The sequence below is a fragment of the Lysobacter koreensis genome (genome assembly GCF_042677045.1).
Lineage (GTDB): Bacteria > Pseudomonadota > Gammaproteobacteria > Xanthomonadales > Xanthomonadaceae > Lysobacter_K > Lysobacter_K koreensis.
This window is the reverse complement of the sequence record NZ_JBHTIH010000002.1, coordinates 570,278-588,730: the sequence shown is the minus strand read 5'-3', so window position 1 is coordinate 588,730 and position 18,453 is coordinate 570,278. Positions and strand designations below refer to the sequence as shown.

General features: G+C 67.4%; 24 protein-coding genes and 1 pseudogene. 22 read left to right on the top strand and 3 right to left on the bottom strand.

All coding sequences use genetic code 11. The features are described 5' to 3' along the window. Positions 1-3: 3 nt before the first annotated feature. The 20 genes and pseudogenes from ACFQZQ_RS02895 (at position 4) to ACFQZQ_RS02800 (ending at position 10,666) form a co-directional block, all read left to right on the top strand. Positions 4-939, top strand: a pseudogene (locus tag ACFQZQ_RS02895) (SU10 major capsid protein). 52 nt (positions 940-991) lie between these two features. After that, positions 992-1,261, top strand: coding sequence for a spike base protein, RCAP_Rcc01079 family (locus ACFQZQ_RS02890; protein ID WP_386811170.1), 270 nt, complete (start codon positions 992-994; stop codon positions 1,259-1,261). A 52-nt stretch (positions 1,262-1,313) separates the two neighbouring features. Continuing rightward, the gene (locus ACFQZQ_RS02885; protein ID WP_386811169.1) at positions 1,314-1,493 is read left to right on the top strand and encodes a hypothetical protein; all 180 of its coding nucleotides are present in this window, start codon (positions 1,314-1,316) and stop codon (positions 1,491-1,493) included. A 231-nt stretch (positions 1,494-1,724) separates the two neighbouring features. Then, positions 1,725-2,216, top strand: a complete 492-nt coding sequence (locus tag ACFQZQ_RS02880; RefSeq protein WP_449284328.1) for a phage adaptor protein — start codon at positions 1,725-1,727, stop codon at positions 2,214-2,216. Next, a complete protein-coding gene (locus tag ACFQZQ_RS02875) occupies positions 2,206-2,739 on the top strand; it encodes a hypothetical protein (RefSeq protein WP_386811167.1) in 534 nt (177 codons plus the stop codon). The genes ACFQZQ_RS02880 and ACFQZQ_RS02875 overlap by 11 nt, the downstream gene beginning before the upstream one ends. A 90-nt stretch (positions 2,740-2,829) precedes the next feature. Continuing rightward, on the top strand, positions 2,830-3,648 hold the full coding sequence (locus ACFQZQ_RS02870) for a hypothetical protein (protein ID WP_386811166.1): 819 nt from the start codon (positions 2,830-2,832) through the stop codon (positions 3,646-3,648). Further along, complete coding sequence (locus ACFQZQ_RS02865; protein ID WP_386811165.1) at positions 3,645-3,950, top strand: hypothetical protein; 306 nt, start codon at positions 3,645-3,647, stop codon at positions 3,948-3,950. Before ACFQZQ_RS02870 ends, ACFQZQ_RS02865 begins: the two co-directional genes overlap by 4 nt. Then, positions 3,950-4,360: a hypothetical protein gene (locus ACFQZQ_RS02860; RefSeq protein ID WP_386811164.1), complete on the top strand. Its 411-nt coding sequence runs from the start codon at positions 3,950-3,952 to the stop codon at positions 4,358-4,360. Before ACFQZQ_RS02865 ends, ACFQZQ_RS02860 begins: the two co-directional genes overlap by 1 nt. Beyond that, positions 4,361-4,555 (top strand): hypothetical protein, encoded by a 195-nt coding sequence (locus ACFQZQ_RS02855; protein WP_386811163.1) that lies wholly within the window; start codon positions 4,361-4,363, stop codon positions 4,553-4,555. A gap of 21 nt (positions 4,556-4,576) precedes the next feature. Continuing rightward, complete coding sequence (locus ACFQZQ_RS02850; protein ID WP_386811162.1) at positions 4,577-4,828, top strand: hypothetical protein; 252 nt, start codon at positions 4,577-4,579, stop codon at positions 4,826-4,828. A gap of 3 nt (positions 4,829-4,831) precedes the next feature. After that, on the top strand, positions 4,832-5,338 hold the full coding sequence (locus ACFQZQ_RS02845; RefSeq protein WP_386811161.1) for a hypothetical protein: 507 nt from the start codon (positions 4,832-4,834) through the stop codon (positions 5,336-5,338). A gap of 3 nt (positions 5,339-5,341) precedes the next feature. Beyond that, positions 5,342-6,310, top strand: coding sequence for a D-Ala-D-Ala carboxypeptidase family metallohydrolase (locus tag ACFQZQ_RS02840; protein ID WP_386811160.1), 969 nt, complete (start codon positions 5,342-5,344; stop codon positions 6,308-6,310). Positions 6,311-6,364: 54 nt separating this feature from the next. Further along, positions 6,365-6,868: a hypothetical protein gene (locus tag ACFQZQ_RS02835; protein WP_386811159.1), complete on the top strand. Its 504-nt coding sequence runs from the start codon at positions 6,365-6,367 to the stop codon at positions 6,866-6,868. Further along, positions 6,868-7,224, top strand: coding sequence for a hypothetical protein (locus ACFQZQ_RS02830; RefSeq protein ID WP_386811158.1), 357 nt, complete (start codon positions 6,868-6,870; stop codon positions 7,222-7,224). The genes ACFQZQ_RS02835 and ACFQZQ_RS02830 overlap by 1 nt, the downstream gene beginning before the upstream one ends. Before the next feature lie 12 nt (positions 7,225-7,236). Continuing rightward, the gene (locus ACFQZQ_RS02825) at positions 7,237-8,457 is read left to right on the top strand and encodes a hypothetical protein (protein ID WP_386811157.1); all 1,221 of its coding nucleotides are present in this window, start codon (positions 7,237-7,239) and stop codon (positions 8,455-8,457) included. 9 nt (positions 8,458-8,466) lie between these two features. Next, positions 8,467-8,832, top strand: a complete 366-nt coding sequence (locus ACFQZQ_RS02820; RefSeq protein ID WP_386811156.1) for a hypothetical protein — start codon at positions 8,467-8,469, stop codon at positions 8,830-8,832. A 177-nt stretch (positions 8,833-9,009) separates the two neighbouring features. After that, on the top strand, positions 9,010-9,345 hold the full coding sequence (locus ACFQZQ_RS02815) for a hypothetical protein (protein WP_386811155.1): 336 nt from the start codon (positions 9,010-9,012) through the stop codon (positions 9,343-9,345). 159 nt (positions 9,346-9,504) lie between these two features. Beyond that, the gene (locus ACFQZQ_RS02810; protein WP_386811154.1) at positions 9,505-9,921 is read left to right on the top strand and encodes a hypothetical protein; all 417 of its coding nucleotides are present in this window, start codon (positions 9,505-9,507) and stop codon (positions 9,919-9,921) included. 1 nt (position 9,922) lies between these two features. Next, positions 9,923-10,357, top strand: a complete 435-nt coding sequence (locus ACFQZQ_RS02805) for a hypothetical protein (RefSeq protein ID WP_386811153.1) — start codon at positions 9,923-9,925, stop codon at positions 10,355-10,357. Between the two features lie 9 nt (positions 10,358-10,366). Next, a complete protein-coding gene (locus ACFQZQ_RS02800) occupies positions 10,367-10,666 on the top strand; it encodes a hypothetical protein (protein ID WP_386811152.1) in 300 nt (99 codons plus the stop codon). Positions 10,667-10,699: 33 nt separating this feature from the next. Here ACFQZQ_RS02800 and ACFQZQ_RS02795 read toward each other — a convergent pair whose 3' ends face one another. Together ACFQZQ_RS02795 and ACFQZQ_RS02790 are read right to left on the bottom strand one after the other, a co-directional pair. Continuing rightward, positions 10,700-11,857, bottom strand: coding sequence for a tyrosine-type recombinase/integrase (locus ACFQZQ_RS02795; protein WP_386811151.1), 1,158 nt, complete (start codon positions 11,855-11,857; stop codon positions 10,700-10,702). A 217-nt stretch (positions 11,858-12,074) separates the two neighbouring features. Then, positions 12,075-13,016 (bottom strand): M28 family metallopeptidase, encoded by a 942-nt coding sequence (locus tag ACFQZQ_RS02790; protein WP_386811150.1) that lies wholly within the window; start codon positions 13,014-13,016, stop codon positions 12,075-12,077. A 149-nt stretch (positions 13,017-13,165) separates the two neighbouring features. Here ACFQZQ_RS02790 and ACFQZQ_RS02785 point away from each other — a divergent pair, with 149 nt between their 5' ends. Beyond that, positions 13,166-13,813, top strand: a complete 648-nt coding sequence (locus ACFQZQ_RS02785; protein ID WP_386811149.1) for a response regulator — start codon at positions 13,166-13,168, stop codon at positions 13,811-13,813. Positions 13,814-13,920: 107 nt separating this feature from the next. Here the strand turns inward: ACFQZQ_RS02785 and ACFQZQ_RS02780 are convergent, their stop codons facing one another. Then, entirely contained in the window at positions 13,921-17,031 is a 3,111-nt protein-coding gene (locus ACFQZQ_RS02780; protein ID WP_386811645.1) for a ribonuclease E/G, read from the bottom strand. 446 nt (positions 17,032-17,477) lie between these two features. On the opposite strand from ACFQZQ_RS02780, the gene ACFQZQ_RS02775 reads away from it, so the two are divergent. Beyond that, positions 17,478-18,446, top strand: coding sequence for an RluA family pseudouridine synthase (locus tag ACFQZQ_RS02775; RefSeq protein WP_386811148.1), 969 nt, complete (start codon positions 17,478-17,480; stop codon positions 18,444-18,446). The last annotated feature ends 7 nt before the right edge of the window (positions 18,447-18,453 follow it).

Below are 18,453 nucleotides of genomic sequence, written 5' to 3'. Positions count from 1 at the left end.
GAAATGGCAGTCGTTACCAACACCTTCACCACCTACGCCGCTATCGGTATGCGCGAGGACCTGTCGGACGTTATCGACATGATTTCGCCGACCGAGCGCCCGCTGTCGGCCATGCTCAAGAAGTCCAAGTGCTCCGCGCGCTTCTTCGAGTGGTAGACCGACTCCCTCGCGACTGCGGCTAACAACGCGCAGATCGAAGGCGACGACGTGACCAGCTTCACCGCTGTCGCGCCGTCCACCCGCTGGGGCAACTACACCCAGATCAGCACCAAGAACTTTGTCATCTCTGACACCGAGGAAGTGGTGGACAAGGCGGGCCGTAAGTCGGAAATCGCCTTCCAGAAGATGAAGAAGACCAAGGAGATTCTGCGCGACCAGGAAGTCGCCCTGTGCCAGAACACCACGTTTAACGCGGGTGCGCTCGGTACGGCTCGCCAGACCCGTGGCCTGGCTGGCTGGGTTCGCTAGGGTTCGGTCGGCGCGGGTGCCGGCGTGTTCCCGGTTCCGTCCACCAACACCGCTCCGGTGGCTGGCACGGGCCGCGCGTTCACCGAGGCGCTGCTGAAGGACATGCAGCAGGACGCTTGGACGGCCGGTGGCAACCCGACCGTGCTGCTGGTTCGTGGCGCTGACAAGCAGCTTGCGTCGGCCTTCACCGGCAATGCGACCCGCTTCCAGAAGACCGAGGCCAACAAGCTGATCGCCGCGTACGACGTGTACGTGGGTGACTTCGGCGAGATCAAGATCGTGGCCTCGCGCTTCCTCGACGCGGCTGCGTACCTGATCGACCTCGACCACGTGTCGCTGAAGACCCTGCGTCCGCTGACCAGCACCCCGCTGGCCAAGACGGGCGACGCCGAGAAGCACCTGCAGACCTACGAGTACGGCCTGCAGATGGACAACCTCGACGCCCACGCCGTGGCGCGCGACCTGACCTGATTGGTCATTCGGTGGGCTGGCCTTCGGGCTGGCCCACCTTTTTGGAGGCTCCATGGCAACTGTCGCAACTCCCAATATGTCCTCGGTCGGCGAATGTCCGATCCTCCCCTCGGCTGCAATCGCGATCACGCCCGCAGACGGCAACACCTTCGCCTGCCCGATATCCGTGTACGTGGGCGGCGCGGGCATCGTGACGTGCTCCCCGGCCAGTGGTGGCGCGGATGTGGCCATCACCATGCCGGCCGGTTCGGTCGTGCCGTTCCGTGTGCTGGCGGTCAAGGCCACGGGCACCACGGCCACGCTGATGGTGGCGGTGTACTAATGGCCCACCTCTCCCTGCCCAACACCCTGCCCAGCAAGGTCAAGGTCAAGCGATGACCCACACGACCAAGCTATGGCTGGACGGCGATGACCTGATCGAAAAGCGCACCTTCGACCACACGCCGTACCTTGAGAATGCCAAGCGCCTACAGAACGCGGGCCAGACCGGCAGCAGCGACCTGAAGCACGCGGCCAGCTTCAGCCCCGGCGTGGTCGAGGCGTACATCGCCTAGAACGGCATCACCATGCACGACTTTATGATTGACCCGGTGCATGTGCGCCGGATGCTCAACGACCCGGCGCTGTCCGGCTTCCGCGTGTGGACTGGCCGAACGAGGCGCTAAGTGGCAATTAACGACTACGCGACCTTGAAGGCAGCCATCGCCGACGAGCTGGCCCGTGCCGACCTGTCTGCGGTCATCCCGACCTTTATCCAGTTGGCCGAGGCGGATCTGAACCGCTAGCTGCGTCTGCGGCAGCAGCAGGTGACCGTGACCGGCTCGGCGGTGGCCAATGCCATCACGATTCCGACCGATTGCCGCACCATCCAGTCGGTGCGTATCGCCTGCGGCAACCTGTTCGGCGAGATCCACCCACTCCCGCCAGAGCGGTTGGCGGACACGGTGGCCACGGGCTTTCCTGCGGGCTACGTCGTGGTTAACGGCGAGATCAAGACCATCGGCGGCTCCGGCAGCGAGGCGTACGCGCTCACCTACCGCCAGGGCATTACGCCGCTGTCCGATGCGGCCCCGCAAAACTGGCTGATCCTGCGCGAGCCGGGCCTGTACCTCTATAGCGCGTTGACCCACTCCGCACCGTACCTCAAGGACGATAGCCGCATCATGGTGTGGGCCGGCATCGCCAAGGCCATCCGCGACGGGATGCACGAAGAGGACGATCTGACCCGCTACGGCAACGCCCCCGCCATGCAGAACGGGCTTCGCAATGCGCCTTGAGCTAACCGGCTTCGCGCCCGATCTCGACCCGGAAACCCCCGGCATCCTGGCCGACTGCAACGCGATCATCCCGACCACGCAGGGGCTGGCTGCGGCCAACTCGCTGGTGGCCTCGGGGCTGCCTGCGCTGGCTGCGACGCCTACGGCTGCTTACGTGGCCGAACTGCTCGACGGCACCAAGCGCACCTTTGCGGCGACCGGCACGGACATTTACGAGTCCTCGGGCGGCGCGTGGGTCAGCCGGTCGCGTGCGGGCAACTACAGCGGCACCGAGCGCCAGCGGTTCGCGGTGTTCGGCAACGTCGTGCTCAACGTCAACCGTACCGAAGTGATCGGCGCGGCATCCCCTGGTGGTGCGTTCGCGGACATTGCCACGGCCCCGACCGCCAAGATCATCTGCACGGCGTCCGGCTTCGTGATGGCCCTGAACGTCTCGGGGGGCGCGTTCGGTGACCAACCGGACGGCTGGTGGTGCTCGGCGATCCGCGATCACACGTCATGGACGCCCGCGGCTGCGACCTAGGCCACCAACGGCCGCCTGCTGGACTCGCCCGGCGCTATCCGCGCTGGCGTTCCGCTTGGCTCGGATATCGTTGCCTACAAGAACACCTCGATGTACCTCGGCCGCTACGTCGGCCCCCCGTTCGTGTGGCAGTGGACGCGCGTTCCCGGCGACGTGGGTTGCTCCGGGCCTGAGTCCGTGGTGGTGGTGGACACCCGCCATTTCTTCGTCGGCCCGTCTGACTTCTTCGTCTACGACGGCACGGTGCCGCGCTCGATTGGCGCTCCGGTGCGGGAATGGTTCTTCGCGAACCTCAATGCGACCTACCGCGACCGCATCGTGGCCGTGGCCGACCTCCCGCGCGATCTCCTGTACTTCTACTACCCGAGCGTGGCTAGTTCCGGCGCGCTCGATTCGGTGCTGGTCTACAACTTCCGCACCGACCGCTGGGGCAAGCAGGCGCTGGCCGTGGACGCGGTGTTGCAGTACAGCTCCGGGCAGATCACCTACGACGGCCTCGGCGCGCTCTACAGCGAGTACGACGACCTCCCCGATATCGCCTACGACTCCACCTTCTGGCTGGCCGACTCGACCATCCCCGGCGTGTTCGTGGGGACGAGCCTGTACTCGGTCAACGGTGCGCCTGGCGCGTCGTGGTTCAAGACCGGCGACTTCGGGGACATGGTGGGCTACAGCCACCTCTCCCGCGTGACCCCACGCTACCGGACGACTCCGGCCGCAGGCACGGCCACCAACTTCTACCGCGCCACCTTGGGCGAGGCGGCCACGCAGGATGCTACCAACCCGCTGAGCCGCAGCCGGTTCGATTTCCGCCGTGATGCGCGCTGGCACAGTGTCCGCATCGACCACACGGCCGCTGCGGTGGTCAACGGGCTGGACGTGGCGTTACAGGGGACTTCGGCCGAATGAAGCTGCAAGACAACCCGTATCTGCCGCAGGACACCAAGGAATTGGTGCGCCAACTGGACTCGCTGTGGCGTGGGCTGGCCCAACAGGTCAATCAGCTATCGGAAGGGTCGATTGTGGCCACGTACAACGCCGCAACGGCCGCCCCGACCACGGGGACGTACGCACACGGCGATTACGTCCGCAACGCCGCTCCGGTTGAGGCCGGGGCCGCTGCGTCGAAATATGTAGTGCTCGGCTGGACGTGCGTAGCGGCGGGCACCCCCGGCACATGGCTGCAATGCCGCGCACTCACAGGTAACTGATGGATCTCCTGCTAACCCACCCCGATAGCCTGCGCTCGGTCTGGACTGACGTGCGTGCCGGCTTGGAACAGATGCCCGCCGAGGACTGGATTGCCGAGGACGTGTACCACGCGATCAAGACCGGCGACGCGGCGTTGCATATCGCAGTCGGGGATGCGGGCTTTGCCGGCTTCCTCATCATGCTCAAGCGCCAGACCGAGTTCACCAAGCAGCCCACGTTGCATATCTGGCTGGCCTACAACCACGGCGGCGCGGACGTGATCGCGGCCGGTGAATCGCTTATCAAGCAGACCGCCGCGAACATCGGCGCTACCAAAATCACCTTCGGCAGCCCGCGCTTGGGCTGGGCGAAGCGTTATCCGCTGGTCACAGCAACCTACGAAATTCCCAAGAATATGGAGGCTATCTAAGTGTCTAGCGGCGGCGGAAAGACCACGACCAACACCACGCAGAGCGGCCCGCCGTCTTGGGCGATCCCGCAGTTCCAGAGCATGTTGAGCCGCGCCAATGCCGTGTCCAACAAGCCCTATCAGGGCTACGGCGGTCAGCGCATCGCGGGCTTCAGCGACGACACGCTCGACGGGTTCGACATGGTGCGTCAGTAGGCGGCGGCCGGGAATCCGATGATGGATCAGGCGCAGGGCTACATTGGCGGGCAGTTGGCCGGCAAGAACGCCTTCCAGGCGCAGGCCAACCCCTACGAGGGCCAGACGACTCAGGTCGGCACCAATCAGTACGCGGGGGCCAATCCGCACCTCAACGACATGATCGGCAACGCGCAGCGCGACGTGACCGAGAGCTTCCAGAACAGCACGCAGCCCAACATGCTGGCGCAGTTCAATGCTGGCGGCGCGTTCGGGGGCAGCGCGATGCAGTAGGCCATGCAGAGCAACAATCAGACGCTCGGCCGCCAGCTAGGCGACATTTCCACCGGCCTGCGGAGCGAGGACTACAACCGGCAGGTTGGCTTGGCCGAGAACGACATTAACCGGCGCATGTCGGCGCAGCAGACCGACCTTGCCCGCAACTCTGGCTTGGCGAACAACTTCCTTGAGCGCGGCCAGTCGGCGTGGGCGCAGAACCAAGGCAACAGCCTGTCCGCGATGGGTCAGATTCCGGGCCTCAACGGGGCGAAGTACGACGACGCCCGCGCGCTGATGAACATTGGCTCGCAGGAACAGAACCTGTTCCAGTCCGCGCTAGATCAGGACTACGACGACTTCACCGATTGGCGCGACCACGACAACAAGCAGTTGGGCGTGCTCGCCAACGCGCTAGGCACCGTGCAGGGCGGCTCCGGTTCGTCCACGGGGGCCAATCCTAACTACAAGAGCGCCGGCCAGAACGCGGCCGGTTACGCGGCGCTGCTCGCGTCGATGTGGGGTTAAGCGATGCTCAACTATCCGATGGTGGGTTCGATCATGCCGGGAATGGATGAACTGCCGAAGAAGAAGCGCGATTGGCGCGCGTCGCTGTTCGACAAGCTCAACCCCGATGGTGGGCTTGGCCTGAGCGACGACGACAAGGAGAGGATGGGGCGGCAGGGGCTGTTGCAGCTCGCGTCCGGCCTGCTGTCCACCAACGGCGGCTTCGGCAATGCGCTAGGCGCCGGGATCTCGGGCGGCCTGCTGTCCATGAATCAGGGCGCGGAGGACATGGCCACCAAGCAGTACAAGCAGGTGCTGGCTAAGCAGCAGGCGGGCGCGCCTACGGATTTCCGCGCCAAGGACATGATGGCGCAGGCTGCCGGCTACAAGCCGGGTACGCCCGAGTACCAGCATTTCATGCGCGTACAGGGCGGCATTGAGGGCAAGGCGTCCAGTGCTGGCGCGCAATCGTTCGAGATGGCCGACGAGAACGGCGTGCCGACCCGCTACACCTTCAATCCGCGCTCGGGCCAGTACGAGAAGGCAATCCTCGGTGCGACGATGCCTGCCAGTGACCCGCTATCCCCGTCCATCGCGCCGTCCGGCGACCTGTTCGCGGGCCTGACGACCATCCCCGGCGTGCAGGTCACCAGTGGCCTACGCACGCCGCAGCACAATGAGAAGGTCGGCGGCGTCGCCAACAGCTACCACATGAAACCCGGCCCCGCTGGAACCGGCATGGCGCGCGATATTCTGCCGCCCCGCACGCCGGAGCAAGCGCAGTCCGTCCGCCAGTACGCCTCAGCCAATGGCCTTGAGGTTATTGACGAGGGCGACCACTGGCACCTTGAGCCGCGTCCGCAGGGAAGGCCGCTCACGGGCCGCCGCAAAGAGGACGAGGCGGGCGCGGTAACCGCCGCGCAGCAGGCCGCAGAGATGGCCGCGATGCCGGTTCGCAACCAGCTAGAGGCGCAGGGGGCGGGGATGGTGTAGGCGGCCAAGAATACCGCTGACCTGTCGGCTTACGACAGGGGCACGAAGGGAGTGGTGGCGCGCGAGGCGGCCGTCTCTGGCGCGCGCAAAACGGGCGAAGCTCAGGCCGAGGCGGCAGTCTCGCTTCCGCAGGCATTGGCCAGTGCGGATCGGGCTATCGCGGCGATTGACAAGGTGCTTGGCCACCCCGGCCTCGCGACTGGCACGGGGGCAAGCGCCAAGTTTGACCCGCGCAACTACATCGGCGGCACGGATGCCATGGACTTCAACGTGGCGGCTCGGCAGATCGAGGGCAAAGCGTTCTTGGAGGCGTTCGCCAGCCTCAAGGGCGGCGGCGCGATCTCGGAAAAGGAGGGCGAAGCGGCAACGGCTGCCATTGCTCGGCTTAACCGCGCGCAGAGCGACAAGGAATACAAAGAGGGATTGCGGGAGCTTCGCCGCATTGCAATGAGCGGCAAGATGCTCGCCAAGTCGAAGGCCGGCAAAGCCGCGCCGCAAACGGATGCGCCACGCTCCAGCCGTCTTAAGTTCAACCCCGCCACTAACAGGATCGAATAATGCCCATCGAAGTTGAACTGCCCGACGGGACGATTGTCGAGTTTCCCGAAGGCACGAAGCCGAAAACCATGGAGATGGCGCTGGCCAAATACCGGACGCGCGCCGATTTCAGCGACGTGCAGACTGGGGCGTCATCGGTCAAGGCGAAACGCCGACCCGCTACGTACAACATGAGCGGCATCCCCGGCGTTGACACGCAAGTAATGGGGCTGCTGGACGGCTTGCAGCATCACGCGCTGAACCTGCCCGTGGGCTTGGGCCAGCTCGCGCAGCACGGCCTCAACGCGGGCGCTAACGCCATCCTGCCGGCTCCCGAGCAGACCATGAGCGGATTAGTGCGGGGCGAGGCTCCGTAGGCGCAGGGGCTGTTGCAGAACGTCCGCAAGTTCATCAACGAAGAGACGGTTAAGGGCGACGCGCAGGTGCGCCAGCGCGAGGCCGACTATCAGGCCCGCACGGACGGCAACGCGAACAGCTACGTGGGGGCGACGGCTGGTGAAGTGCTGCCGTGGATGACGGGCGTGGGCGCGCTGCGAACCGCTGGCAAGCTGCCGAAGATCACGGCGGACGGCATCAAGGGGCTGTTGCAAAAGGGTGGGCTGCTGGCGCTTGAGGGTGGCGCCTATGGGCTTGCGTCGCCAGTGCTCGGAGAGGGCGACTACGGTAGCGACAAGGCTCAACAGGTGGCGGTAAACACGGCGCTTGCCCCCGCCCTTGCCTTGGGCGTAAAGGGCATTGGCGCGGGAGCCGGAGCGGCGCGACAGGGTGCTCGCTACCTGACCCCTGGCGGCCGTGAGCAGATCGCCAACCAGCGCGTTGCGGGCTTGCTGGGCGACGATCCGGCGATCCTTGCAGCGTTGCGCGGCGCGCCGTCCGTTCCCGGCTACACGCTGACCCCGGCGCAGGCTATCGGCACCCCCGAAGCGGTGCAGGCGGAGCGGGTGCTGCGGAACAACGGCATGACGGCTCCGGCCTTTGCGGCTACCGAGTCGTCCAACAACGCGGCTCTGCGGGATTCAGTGGCGAAACTGGCAGGGGACGATGCGGCGATGGGTGCGGCGACCAAGGCCCGCACGGCCGCCACGGCTCCGTACTACGCCCAACTTCCCGGCCAGTCGGCCGACGCTGCCCCGATTCTGGCGGCGCTCGACAGCCTGCATAACTCCAGCCTCGGCGTGAACAAGAACGTCAAGGCAGCCGTGGCCAGTATTCGGGGAGAAATCGAGTCCCGCATGGGTTCCGATGGTAAGATCGGGGCGGACATACTGAGCGGCCTCCACGAGCAGGCCGGCAGCCACTTGGGGCCGATGGCAACGGGGCAGGAGAAAAAGGCGCTTGGACCTCTCCGAGATTCGATTGCTGAAACGATCGACGCCACAGTACCTGGCTATCGCGATAATTTGGCCGCGTATGCACGTGCGTCGCAGCCTCTTACGGATATGGCGGCAGGCCGCTCCCTACTTGACGCAATTGATAGTGGTGGGCGGGATGGCGGCGGTAACCAAGCTGTTACTTTGACGCAGATCAAGTCGATCCTCGCGAAAGACGCGAAGGCCAAGTACAAGCTCAGCCCGCCCGCTCGGCAGTAGCTAGAGGCCATGCTCGACGCGCTCCAGCGCCGCAGCATCACCAGCAACGCCATCGCCGCCACCGGCCCCGGCACCGCCGCTGACACGCTCCGGGGCGGTCTGCAATCGCCTCTCGCACAGCGCGGTATTACTGGCGTGGCGGCTACCGTAGGCGGGCTGCTAGGGAACGTCCCCGGCTCGCTCGCTGCCGTCCTTGCCTCTGAGGGAGCTATCGCGGCAAACAACGCCGTGACCCGCAAGGTGGGCCAGAAGGCTGCCAGTGCACCGCTTGCAGCCGAAGCCATCGAAGCCCACAACCGCCGCATGTTGCAGCGTAAGCAGGGCCTGCTGGGCCAGTACGGAATGCCCGAATACCTCCTCCCCTTTACGGACTAACCCATGGCCGTTCCCAATTCGATGAGTGACCTCGCCACCCTGGCGGCCAGCAACTCCCCGGCCGGCACGGAGGTCATTGGCAACTCGCTCGACAACTACATCCGCGCATAGGCGGCGATCCTTCGCAGCACCTACGCGACTGCCTCGGCCAACATCACCGCTGCCTCCACCATCAACGTGGCAAATGCGGACGGTGAATCGGTCGGCATTGACGGTTCGGCGACGATCACCAGCCTTGGCGCCGGGTACGCGGGCTGCATTCGGGAACTGCGTTTTGGCGGTGCCTGCACCCTTGTGCATTCCGCCGCAATCGTCCTCCCCAACGGGGCCAACATCACGACCGCCCAGCCGGACATTGCGGTATTCCGCTGCCTGACGGCGGGCGTGTGGTTGCTGGTGTCCTACAGCCGCACTGGCGCGATCATCGGCTACACACCAGTGAACAAGGCCGGCGACACGATGACCGGCGCGCTCAATCTGCCTGCCAACGGGCTTGTGGTTGGCACGTCCTAGCTCGCCGTCGCAGCGGCAGGCGTCGGCGTAGGGACGGCTGCCCCCACCGCGAACGTGGGGCAAACGCTTCAGGTTCACAACACGGCGGCCTCTGGCTCCAGCCTGCGGCTCACGGACTCCGGCACTGGCGGCACTGCAGCGGACGGCTTAGAGTTGGCCATGTCGGGCGGCGTCGGCTACCTGATCCAGCGCGAAAGCCAGCCGCTCAATATCGCGTTTGGCGCATCTAACGTCGGCATCTTCAACACGTTCGGACTGGCGGTTAACGACACTGCGGCCACGTCGGACACCGCCTTCAAAGTGGGCGGCCGGGTCACGTCCAGCGGCTCCGTGGCCTCGATGAACTTCCAAGACCGGGCGGGCGGCGCGGCGACCTATTGGGCGTGGTACTCGTCCGGCACGATTGCACGCCTCAACCACGACCCGGAAGGCGACCGGATCACCGTGGACACGTCGGGCAACATTACGGCCGTGGGCGGCATTACGGTCGGCGGCGGACAGAAGCTCAGCAAGATCACCCTCGGCACGGCGGCCCCTGGCGCGCTGGCGGCGGGTGAACTCTACCTGCGGTACTAACATGCCGATCACCTATGGCGACGCCGGCACGAACCGCACGGCCACGGCGATCTACTACCAAGACGGCGCAACGCTTCGCACCTTGCGCGAGGTCTACATCGGCGATGGCGGAACTAACCGGCTGGTCTATGCGTCCGGGTTCAGCGTGTCGGCCGGGGCTATCAACGCCAGCACGGTTGCTCCCGCGCCCGCCTCCGGCAACTCCACGGCAACGGTCACTGGCGGCATCGGCCCGTTCACGCACTCATGGGCCTTCGTGTCTGGCGGCACGGGCATCAACCTGAGCGGCACGTCCACCTCCACAGTCACCGCCACCACGGCCACGGGCGCAGCGCAGCTTCGTACCGGCACGCTGCGCGACACGGTGACCGACACCGGCTCTGGATCCGTGCAGACGTACGACATTGCCGCCACGCTAGAAGTGGAAGCGCCGTAACATGCGCCCATGCTCCCCGACGACTTCCGCTGGGTCCGCCTGGTGGGCCGGGACGAGATCGGGCAGCGATGGCTGTACGTCGGCGAGCAGTGCGTCGCGGTGGTCTCCCTGCGAATCGACGGGCTGTGGCACACAACGGCCAATCGCCACCTGTCCACGGATCGCTGGAAGGATGCGGCATGCCGGAGCCAGGCACAGGGGATGCGGTGGGTCGAGCGGTGGCCCGTGGCGCAGGCCGATCGCTTGCGTCGTGAGGCGTCGGTGCTGGCCAAGCCAAAGACCAGCCTGCGGCACGGCCCCGAGGTGTGACTCGCTGGGTGGCGGCGCGCTGTCGGTAGGCGCTCAGGCCAGATACGCGGCCCAGGCGTCCATCAGTTCGCGCCGCTTCTCGAGCAACGCGCCGCGGCGATAGGCGGCCTCGGCCTTGTCCTTGATGACGTGCGCGAGCGCCGCCTCGCTGACCTCATTCGGAAACGTCGTCGTCTCGCTGGCCCAATCCTTGAAGCTCGAGCGGAAGCCGTGCACGGTGACGTGGCCGAAGCCCATGCGCTCGAGCAGGGCGTCCATGGCCGCATTGGACAGGTGGGGCTTATTGCGGTCGCCGGGGAACAGCCAGTCGCCAGCCGGCTGCGCGTCGAGGATCTCGACCGCGCGATCCGGCAGCGGCACCACATGCGGCCGCCTCGCCTTCATTCGATCGCGCGGCACCAGCCATTTGTCGCCGACCACCTCCCGCCGTTGCGCCTTGGTGACCATGTTCGTCCGCGCGGCCGTGAGGATCAGGAACTCGAGCGCGCGGGCGGCCGTGCCGGACTCGCCGCGCAACTTCGCCACGAACGCCGGCATCTCGGCGTAGGGCAGGGCGGCGAAGTGCTTCACCTGGCGGACGGCGGTCGGCTTCGGCAGCAGCTTGGCCAGGTGGCCACGCCAGCGCGCCGGGTTCTCGCCCTCCCGAAGCCCCTTCACTCGAGCGGCGTCGAGTACCGACTCGATCCGCTGGCGCACGCGGCTGGCCGTTTCGGTCTTGGTCGTCCAGATGGGCCGCAACACCTCGAGCACGTCCTCGGTCGTGATCGCGTTCACCGGCTTGCTGCCGATGATCGGCTCGGCGTAGGTCGCGAGCGTGTTCTCCCACTGGTCGGCATGCTTGGGATTCTTCCAGCCGGATCGGTTCTCGGCGATGAAGTCGGCAGCGGCGGCCTTGAAGGTCGGGATGCCGGCGCGAGCGGCCAGCTTCGCCTTGCGTTGCTCGAGCGGATCCAGACCGTTGCGTAGCTCCAGCCGCGCCGCCAGCGCATCCTCGCGAGCGCGCGCCAGGCTGACCGTGTGCAGCGGCCCCAGCCCCATGAAGCGCTCCTGCCCGGCCAGCGCGTAGCGAAACACCCACGCACGCGCGCCGGTCGCGGTAACCTGTAGCCACAGCCCGCCGCCATCGGCGTGCTTTCCGGGCTTCGCGGTCGCCGCGCCTCGAGCGGTCAGACGGTTTATCGGCCTCGCCACGCTATCCCCGTCCCTATCCCCGTTCTATCCCCGGATTGGGGCGAACTGAGCCGGACAGTAGCGGACGCAGAATCAGCCCGCAACCCAGCGTGGCAGCGGTTTCCCGAACCGGCGCGGACACGCGCGAACGGATAGCGGACAGACACTCTCTCCGCCATTGAAAAAAAAGCCCGCAGACGATGCGGGCTTTTCTTTTTTGCTGCGTCCGGACTTCGGGTCAGTTCGAGATCGGCGGCATCGTTGCCGCACCCGCGTCCCAGCGCCGCAGTGCGTCCTCCACCGCGTCCACGCCACGCAGTGCGGCGACCGCATCGAGCTGGGCGGGAGTGTCATGGTCGCTGTGGATCACCCGCATCACCTTGGGCACGGCTTTGGGTTTCTTGCCCGCGTAGAGCTGCAGGATCAGCGGGATTTCATCGCCACCGACCAGCGAGTACGACACCGCGGGCCACTTGGCCGCGAGGAACGGCAGGTGGTCGGTGGGCGGGTACTGCGGCCCGGCGCTGAGGCCGAGCTGGGCCTCAGCGGCTGCCTCGCGGGTACTCGCCAGCAACGCGTGCGCGGGGTCGGGCGCCATCATCCACAGCGTGTCGCCCCAGCCGAACACGTCGAAGTTGACGTACAGCGCGGGCGGCACGGTCTGCCCGGCGATGTAGGCCTTCGCGCCGAGCAGGCCGCGTTCCTCCAGATCCCAGAACGCGATGGCGAGGCGGTGGTGGCGCAGCGGTGTGCGCTTGAAGCGTTCGGCCAACGCCAGCACCGTGGCGCTGCCCGACGCATTGTCGGTGGCGCCGCGGCCGGTATCGACGCGGTCGAAATGCGCGCCGATCAGCAGCACCGGTGCATCGGCGGCGGCATCCAGTTCGGCCAGCAGGTTGGTGCCGCGCTGGTCGTCGGCTTCGAATGGCGCCGCGCGCCAGGCAATGCCGAGCGCATCGAGGCGTCTTTGCACCACAGCGCGCCGGGCGGCGTTGTCGACTGACGCCGACATCTCGCCGATGTCGGCCAGCCAGTTGCCGGTGGCATTGCCACGCGCCGGCACCACGGTGCCCGCAGCGACCGGGTCGGGGCTGCGCTGCGTGGACATGCAGGCGGCCAGGCACAACAGCAGCGATGCAGTGACCAGCGAGCGGGCGGCAGGTAGGCGTGACTGCGGCATGGCGGTCCCTCGGCGGAATGGCGTGCAGTCTGGCGTGCCGGCGGTGGGCCGCGACAGGGTCGCAAGTCACTGCCGCGGCCGGCCGTGTTGCAGCGGCGGTCAACGGCGGGTAGCCTCGCGCGCAGGAGTTCTGGCACTAGGGGGAAGGGATGACCATCCGCGTCTTGATCGTGGACGACCACGCATTGGTGCGTGCCGGCATGCGCATGATCCTGTCGGCCGAGATCGACATCGAAGTGATCGGCGACGCCGAAAGCGGTGAGCAGGCCTTGCCGCTGATCCGCAGCCTCAAGCCCGACGTGGTCCTGTGCGACCTCCACCTGCCGGGCATCAGCGGACTGGAAGTGACCGAGCGCGTGGTACGGGGTGCTTACGGCGCACGCATGATCATCGTCTCGGTGCTCGAGGATGGACCGCTGCCCAAACGCCTGCTCGAAGCCGGCGCCTGCGGCTACGTAGGCAAGGGCGGCGAGGCCGGCGAACTGCTGCGGGCGGTGCGCGACGTCGCGCGCGGCAAGCGCTACCTGGCCAGCGGCATCGCCCAGCACTTGGCGCTGGCGGGGATCGATGGCGACGGCTCTCCGTTCGACGAACTGTCGGGGCGCGAGTTGGAGATCGCGCTGTTGCTGGTGCAGGGGCTGCGGCAGGAAGACATCGCCCGGCGCCTGAGCCTGAGCGCGAAGACGGTCAACACCCACAAGAGCCGGCTGTTCGAGAAGCTCGGCATCGTCGACAGCATTGCGCTGGCACGCTTGGCCGGGCAGTACGGCTTGCTGCAACCGGCGCAGGTGTTGTAACCGCCGAAGTCGCGCGAACCAAAACCGCGCGGGCACTGCCCGGGGACAAAAACCAGAAAGGCCGCGACGACGTCGCGGCCTTTCTGGTTCAACACGAGCAGCCTGGTCTAGACGCGGCGTTCTTCACCGTCGGCCGGATCGCTCGGCGCAGCCGGGAGCGCCTCGGTGCTTTCCGGCACGCGCGTGTGCGGGACCGCGTCGAACAGGCCCGCGGTGCGCGGCATCAGCGGGTCCGGGGACGGCGCCACCGGGCTTGCCGGCGTGGCATCGATCGCTTCGGCGGGGGCCGCCGGCACCGGTTCGAATGCCGCGGTTGGCGTCGCGGCCGGTTCGAGCGGCGCGGGCTTCGCCGGTTCCGCTGCGGCAACGTCAGCCGCGGGCGGCACGATCACTTCGGCGATTTCCTCCGGGGTCGCGACGGTGTCCTCGACGACTTCCGGGGTCGGCACGACCAGCGGCGAGGCCACGGTGTCCTCGACGACGGCGACTTCGGCAATGATCTCCGGCTCGTTGATCTCCGGCTCGTTCGGTGCAATGCCGGCGACGGCGATGGCCGCAGCTTCGGCCGGGGCCGTTTCGATCGACGCTGCTTCGGCTGGGGGTGCTTCGACGGGCGCAGCTTCGACCGGTGCGGCAGTTGCCACCTGGGCCGCGGCGACGACCTGGCCGGCCGCGATCGCGGCCGGCGTGACGCCGGCGGCCGCCGGTGCCTGGGGCGCGGGTGCCTCGTCGTCGAAGTCGAACTCCGGCTGCGAACGGCTGGCGGCCGCGGGCGATGCCTCTTCGTCCCCAGCCATCAGGTCGTCATCGCCACCGAGCACGTCATCGTGCGCGCTGGTTTCGGCAGCGGCGCCTTCGCCACCGCGGCGACGGCGACGGCCACCACGACGGCCGCGACGGCGACGGCCGCTGCCTTCGCCGGCCTCACCCTCGGCCGGCACGGCGTTCGGATCGGTGGCGTCGGTCACCGCTGCGCCCACTGCGGCCGTGGTGTCGGCTTGGGCGAGCAGCGCGGCGACGGGCAGGGTGGCGGCGTCGGTCGCGGGCGTCGTCGACGGCTGCGCCGGTTCGGGCCTGGCTAGCTCGGGCTTGCTCGCCTCGGGCTTTGCCGGATCGGACTTCGGTGGCGCCGGCTTCGGTTCGCGGGGCGGACGCGGGGCGTTGCCCGCGGGCGCGCCGGACAGGTTGGCCACGCGCTCGTCGGCCTGCGGCTTGGGCTGCTTCGGCGGGTTCTGCTTCGCCTGCTGCTGCTGTTGCTGTTGCCGCGGCTGGTCGAGCTTGGGCTGCTGCGGGCGGGCGTCGGCCGCTGGCGCGTTCTGGCCCGGCGCGCGATCCCGGCGCGGTTCGTCCCGGCGGGCGCCGTCGCGGCCGCCCTTGCCACCGCGTCCGTCGCGGCGCTGGCCGTTGCGGTCGCCGCGGTCATTGCGATCGCTGCGTTCACCGCGGCCACGGGTGTCGGACGGTCGCGCGGCCGGCGTCGGCGTTACCGCGATCGGCTCGCCGCCGCGGAAGAACCGCAGGATGCGCTCGACCACGCCAACCGAATGGGTCGGTGCGACCACCACCGGAGCCGCGACAGGCGCCTCCACGGCGACCCGTTCCTCGCGCGGCTCGCGCAGCGGCGCGGGCTGGGCCGGCTTGACGTTGGTGACCATCGGCGCATCGGGGATGTTGAGGTGGGCCTTGGTCAGGGCGTGGGTCGGCAGCTTGCGCGGCGTGCCTCGGTGGTAGCTGGGCTTGCTGGTTTCCTCGCCCATCTCGTTCTCGCGGATGCGCGTGACTTCGTAATGCGGGGTTTCCAGGTGCTCGTCGGCGACGATCACGATCGGCGCGTCGTGGCGCTGTTCGATCTCGGCCAGCGCGCGGCGCTTCTCGTTGAGCAGGTAGTTGGCGATCTCGGTCGGGGCCTGAACCAGCACCTGCCCGGTGTTCTCCTTCATCGCGTGCTCTTCGGCCAGGCGCAGGATCGACAGCGACAGCGACTCGACGCTGCGCATGCGGCCGTGGCCTTCGCAACGCGGGCACACCAGCTGGCTCGACTCGCCCAGCGACGGTCGCAGGCGCTGGCGGCTCATCTCGAGCAGGCCGAAGCGCGAGATGCGGCCGATCTGCACGCGCGCGCGGTCCTGCTTGAGCGCGCTCTGCAGGCGGTTCTCGACATCGCGCTGGTGGCGGGTCGAGGACATGTCGATGAAGTCGATCACCACCAGGCCGCCGAGGTCGCGCAGGCGCATCTGGCGGGCCACTTCCTCGGCCGCCTCCATGTTGGTGTTGAACGCGGTTTCCTCGATGTCGCCGCCCTTGGTGGCGCGCGCGGAGTTGACGTCGACCGCGGTCAGCGCCTCGGTCTGGTCGATCACCAGCGCGCCGCCGGAGGGCAGGCGCACGGTGCGCTCATACGCGTTCTCGATCTGCGACTCGATCTGGAAGCGGTTGAACAGCGGGACGTCGTCGGTGTAATGCTTGAGCTTGCGCAGGTTGTGCGGCATCACCTGCTCGACGAAGTCGCGAGCCTCGGCGTACATCTCCGGGGTGTCGACCAGGATCTCGCCGACGTCCGGGCGCATGTAGTCGCGCAGGGCGCGGATGATCAGGCGCGATTCCTGGTAGATCAGGAACGGCGCCGGCTTGCTCAGGGCGCCCTCGGCAACCGACTTCCAGACCTGCAACAGGTAATCCAGGTCCCACTGCAGCTCTTCGGCATCGCGGCCGACGCCGGCGGTGCGGATGATCACGCCCATGTCGTCGGGGATGGTCAGCGCGTCCATCGCCTTCTTCAGCTCGGCGCGGTCCTCGCCCTCGATCCGGCGCGAGACGCCACCGGCGGTCGGCGAGTTCGGCATCAGCACCATGTAGCGGCCGGCCAGCGAGATGAACGTGGTCAGGGCCGCGCCCTTGTTGCCGCGCTCTTCCTTGTCGACCTGGACCACCACTTCCTGGCCTTCGCGCAGGAGTTCCTTGAGGCCGGCCTTGTTGTGGTCGACGCCGGACTGGAAGTAGTCGCGGGAGATTTCCTTCAGCGGCAGGAAGCCGTGGCGCTCGCCGCCGTACTCGACAAAGGCGGCTTCGAGCGAGGGCTCGAGGCGGGTGATGCGGCCCTTGTAGATGTTGGACTTCTTCTGTTCTTTCGACGGTTGCTCGATGTCGATGTCGTAGAGGTTCTGGCCCTCGACGATCGCGACGCGCAGCTCTTCGGCCTGCGTCGCATTGATCAGCATGCGTTTCATGGTTGCGTCCTCACGCGCTCTAGCGCGCGGAACGCCATGGCGTTTCGCTCTCTGGGAACTGAGATCCTGCCGTCGCGGCCTTGCATTCGTGCAAAGCGGCCTGGCCGCTTGCGCGCGCCGGCGGAACCTCCACTACCAGCGCTTCAACACCACGGCATGCCGCGGGAGCGCTTCTTGTTTCTGTCCTGACTTGCGGGGCCGGCGGCTGCTTCCAGCCATCAGGCTGTCGCGCCACTCGGGTCGTGTTCATCGCCGGTGTTTGAGACACCGGGCGAGGGCGGGTTCCGCCGGGCCGTCGCTGGTAACATCACTGCCCCGAGGGCAGTCGTTAGGCGCGGGCCGGAATCGCGGGAGTGGGCTTTTGGCCCTTGCGTACAACTCCCAACGAAATCAAAACCTTATCTCGCGTCGCGAGTGTAACAGACAACCCCGCCCGAATGACCCATTCAGCATCCCCCAGCCCCGCTGGCACGGCGTCCAGCGCGCGCACCGTGCGCGTCTCTGACGATCGCGACGGCCAGCGGCTCGACAACTTCCTGCTCGGGCAGCTCAAGGGCGCGCCGCGCTCGCTGGTGTACAAGCTGGTGCGCTCCGGCCAGGTCCGGGTCAATGGCGGGCGCGCGAAGGCCGAGCGCAAGCTCGAGGCCGGTGACGAGGTCCGCATCCCGCCGCTGCGTCTCAGCGAGCCGGGCGAAAAAGGCACGCCCCCGAAGGGCTTCATGGACGCTCTGGAGGCGGCGATCGTGTTCGAGGACGCGCGCCTGCTGGCCCTGAGCAAGCCCTCGGGCGTCGCCAGCCACGGCGGCAGTGGCATCTCCTTTGGCGCGATCGAGACCTTGCGCGCGCTGCGGCCGGGGACGACCCTCGAGCTGGTCCACCGGCTCGACCGCGACACCTCCGGGTTGTTGATCGTGGCCAAGAAGCGCTCGGCGCTGACCGAGATGCAGGCCCTGATGCGCGAGGAGGGCGGTATTGCCAAGCGCTACCTCGCGCTGCTGGCCGGACGCATGCCCGACGGCGTGATGAGCGTCGACGCGCCGTTGCATATCGGCCTGCGCCAGGGCGGCGAGCGGCATGTCCAGGTCAACGCCGCCGGCAAGCCGTCGCTGAGCCACTTCCGGGTGCTGGAACGGCGCGGCGGGCAATCCTATTGCGAGGTGCGGATCGAGACCGGCCGCACCCACCAGATCCGCGTGCACTCCCAGCACATCGGCCACGCCGTCGCCGGCGACGACAAGTACGGCGACCCGGCGGTCAACAAGAAGCTGCGTGAGCAGGTCGGCCTGAAGCGGATGTTCCTGCACGCCTCGACGCTGGAGTTCGCGCTCGATGGCGGCAAGGCGCCGTATCTGTTGAATGCGCCGCTGGCGCCGGAGTTGCTCGAGGTGCTCGATCGGCTGGCCTGATCAGGGG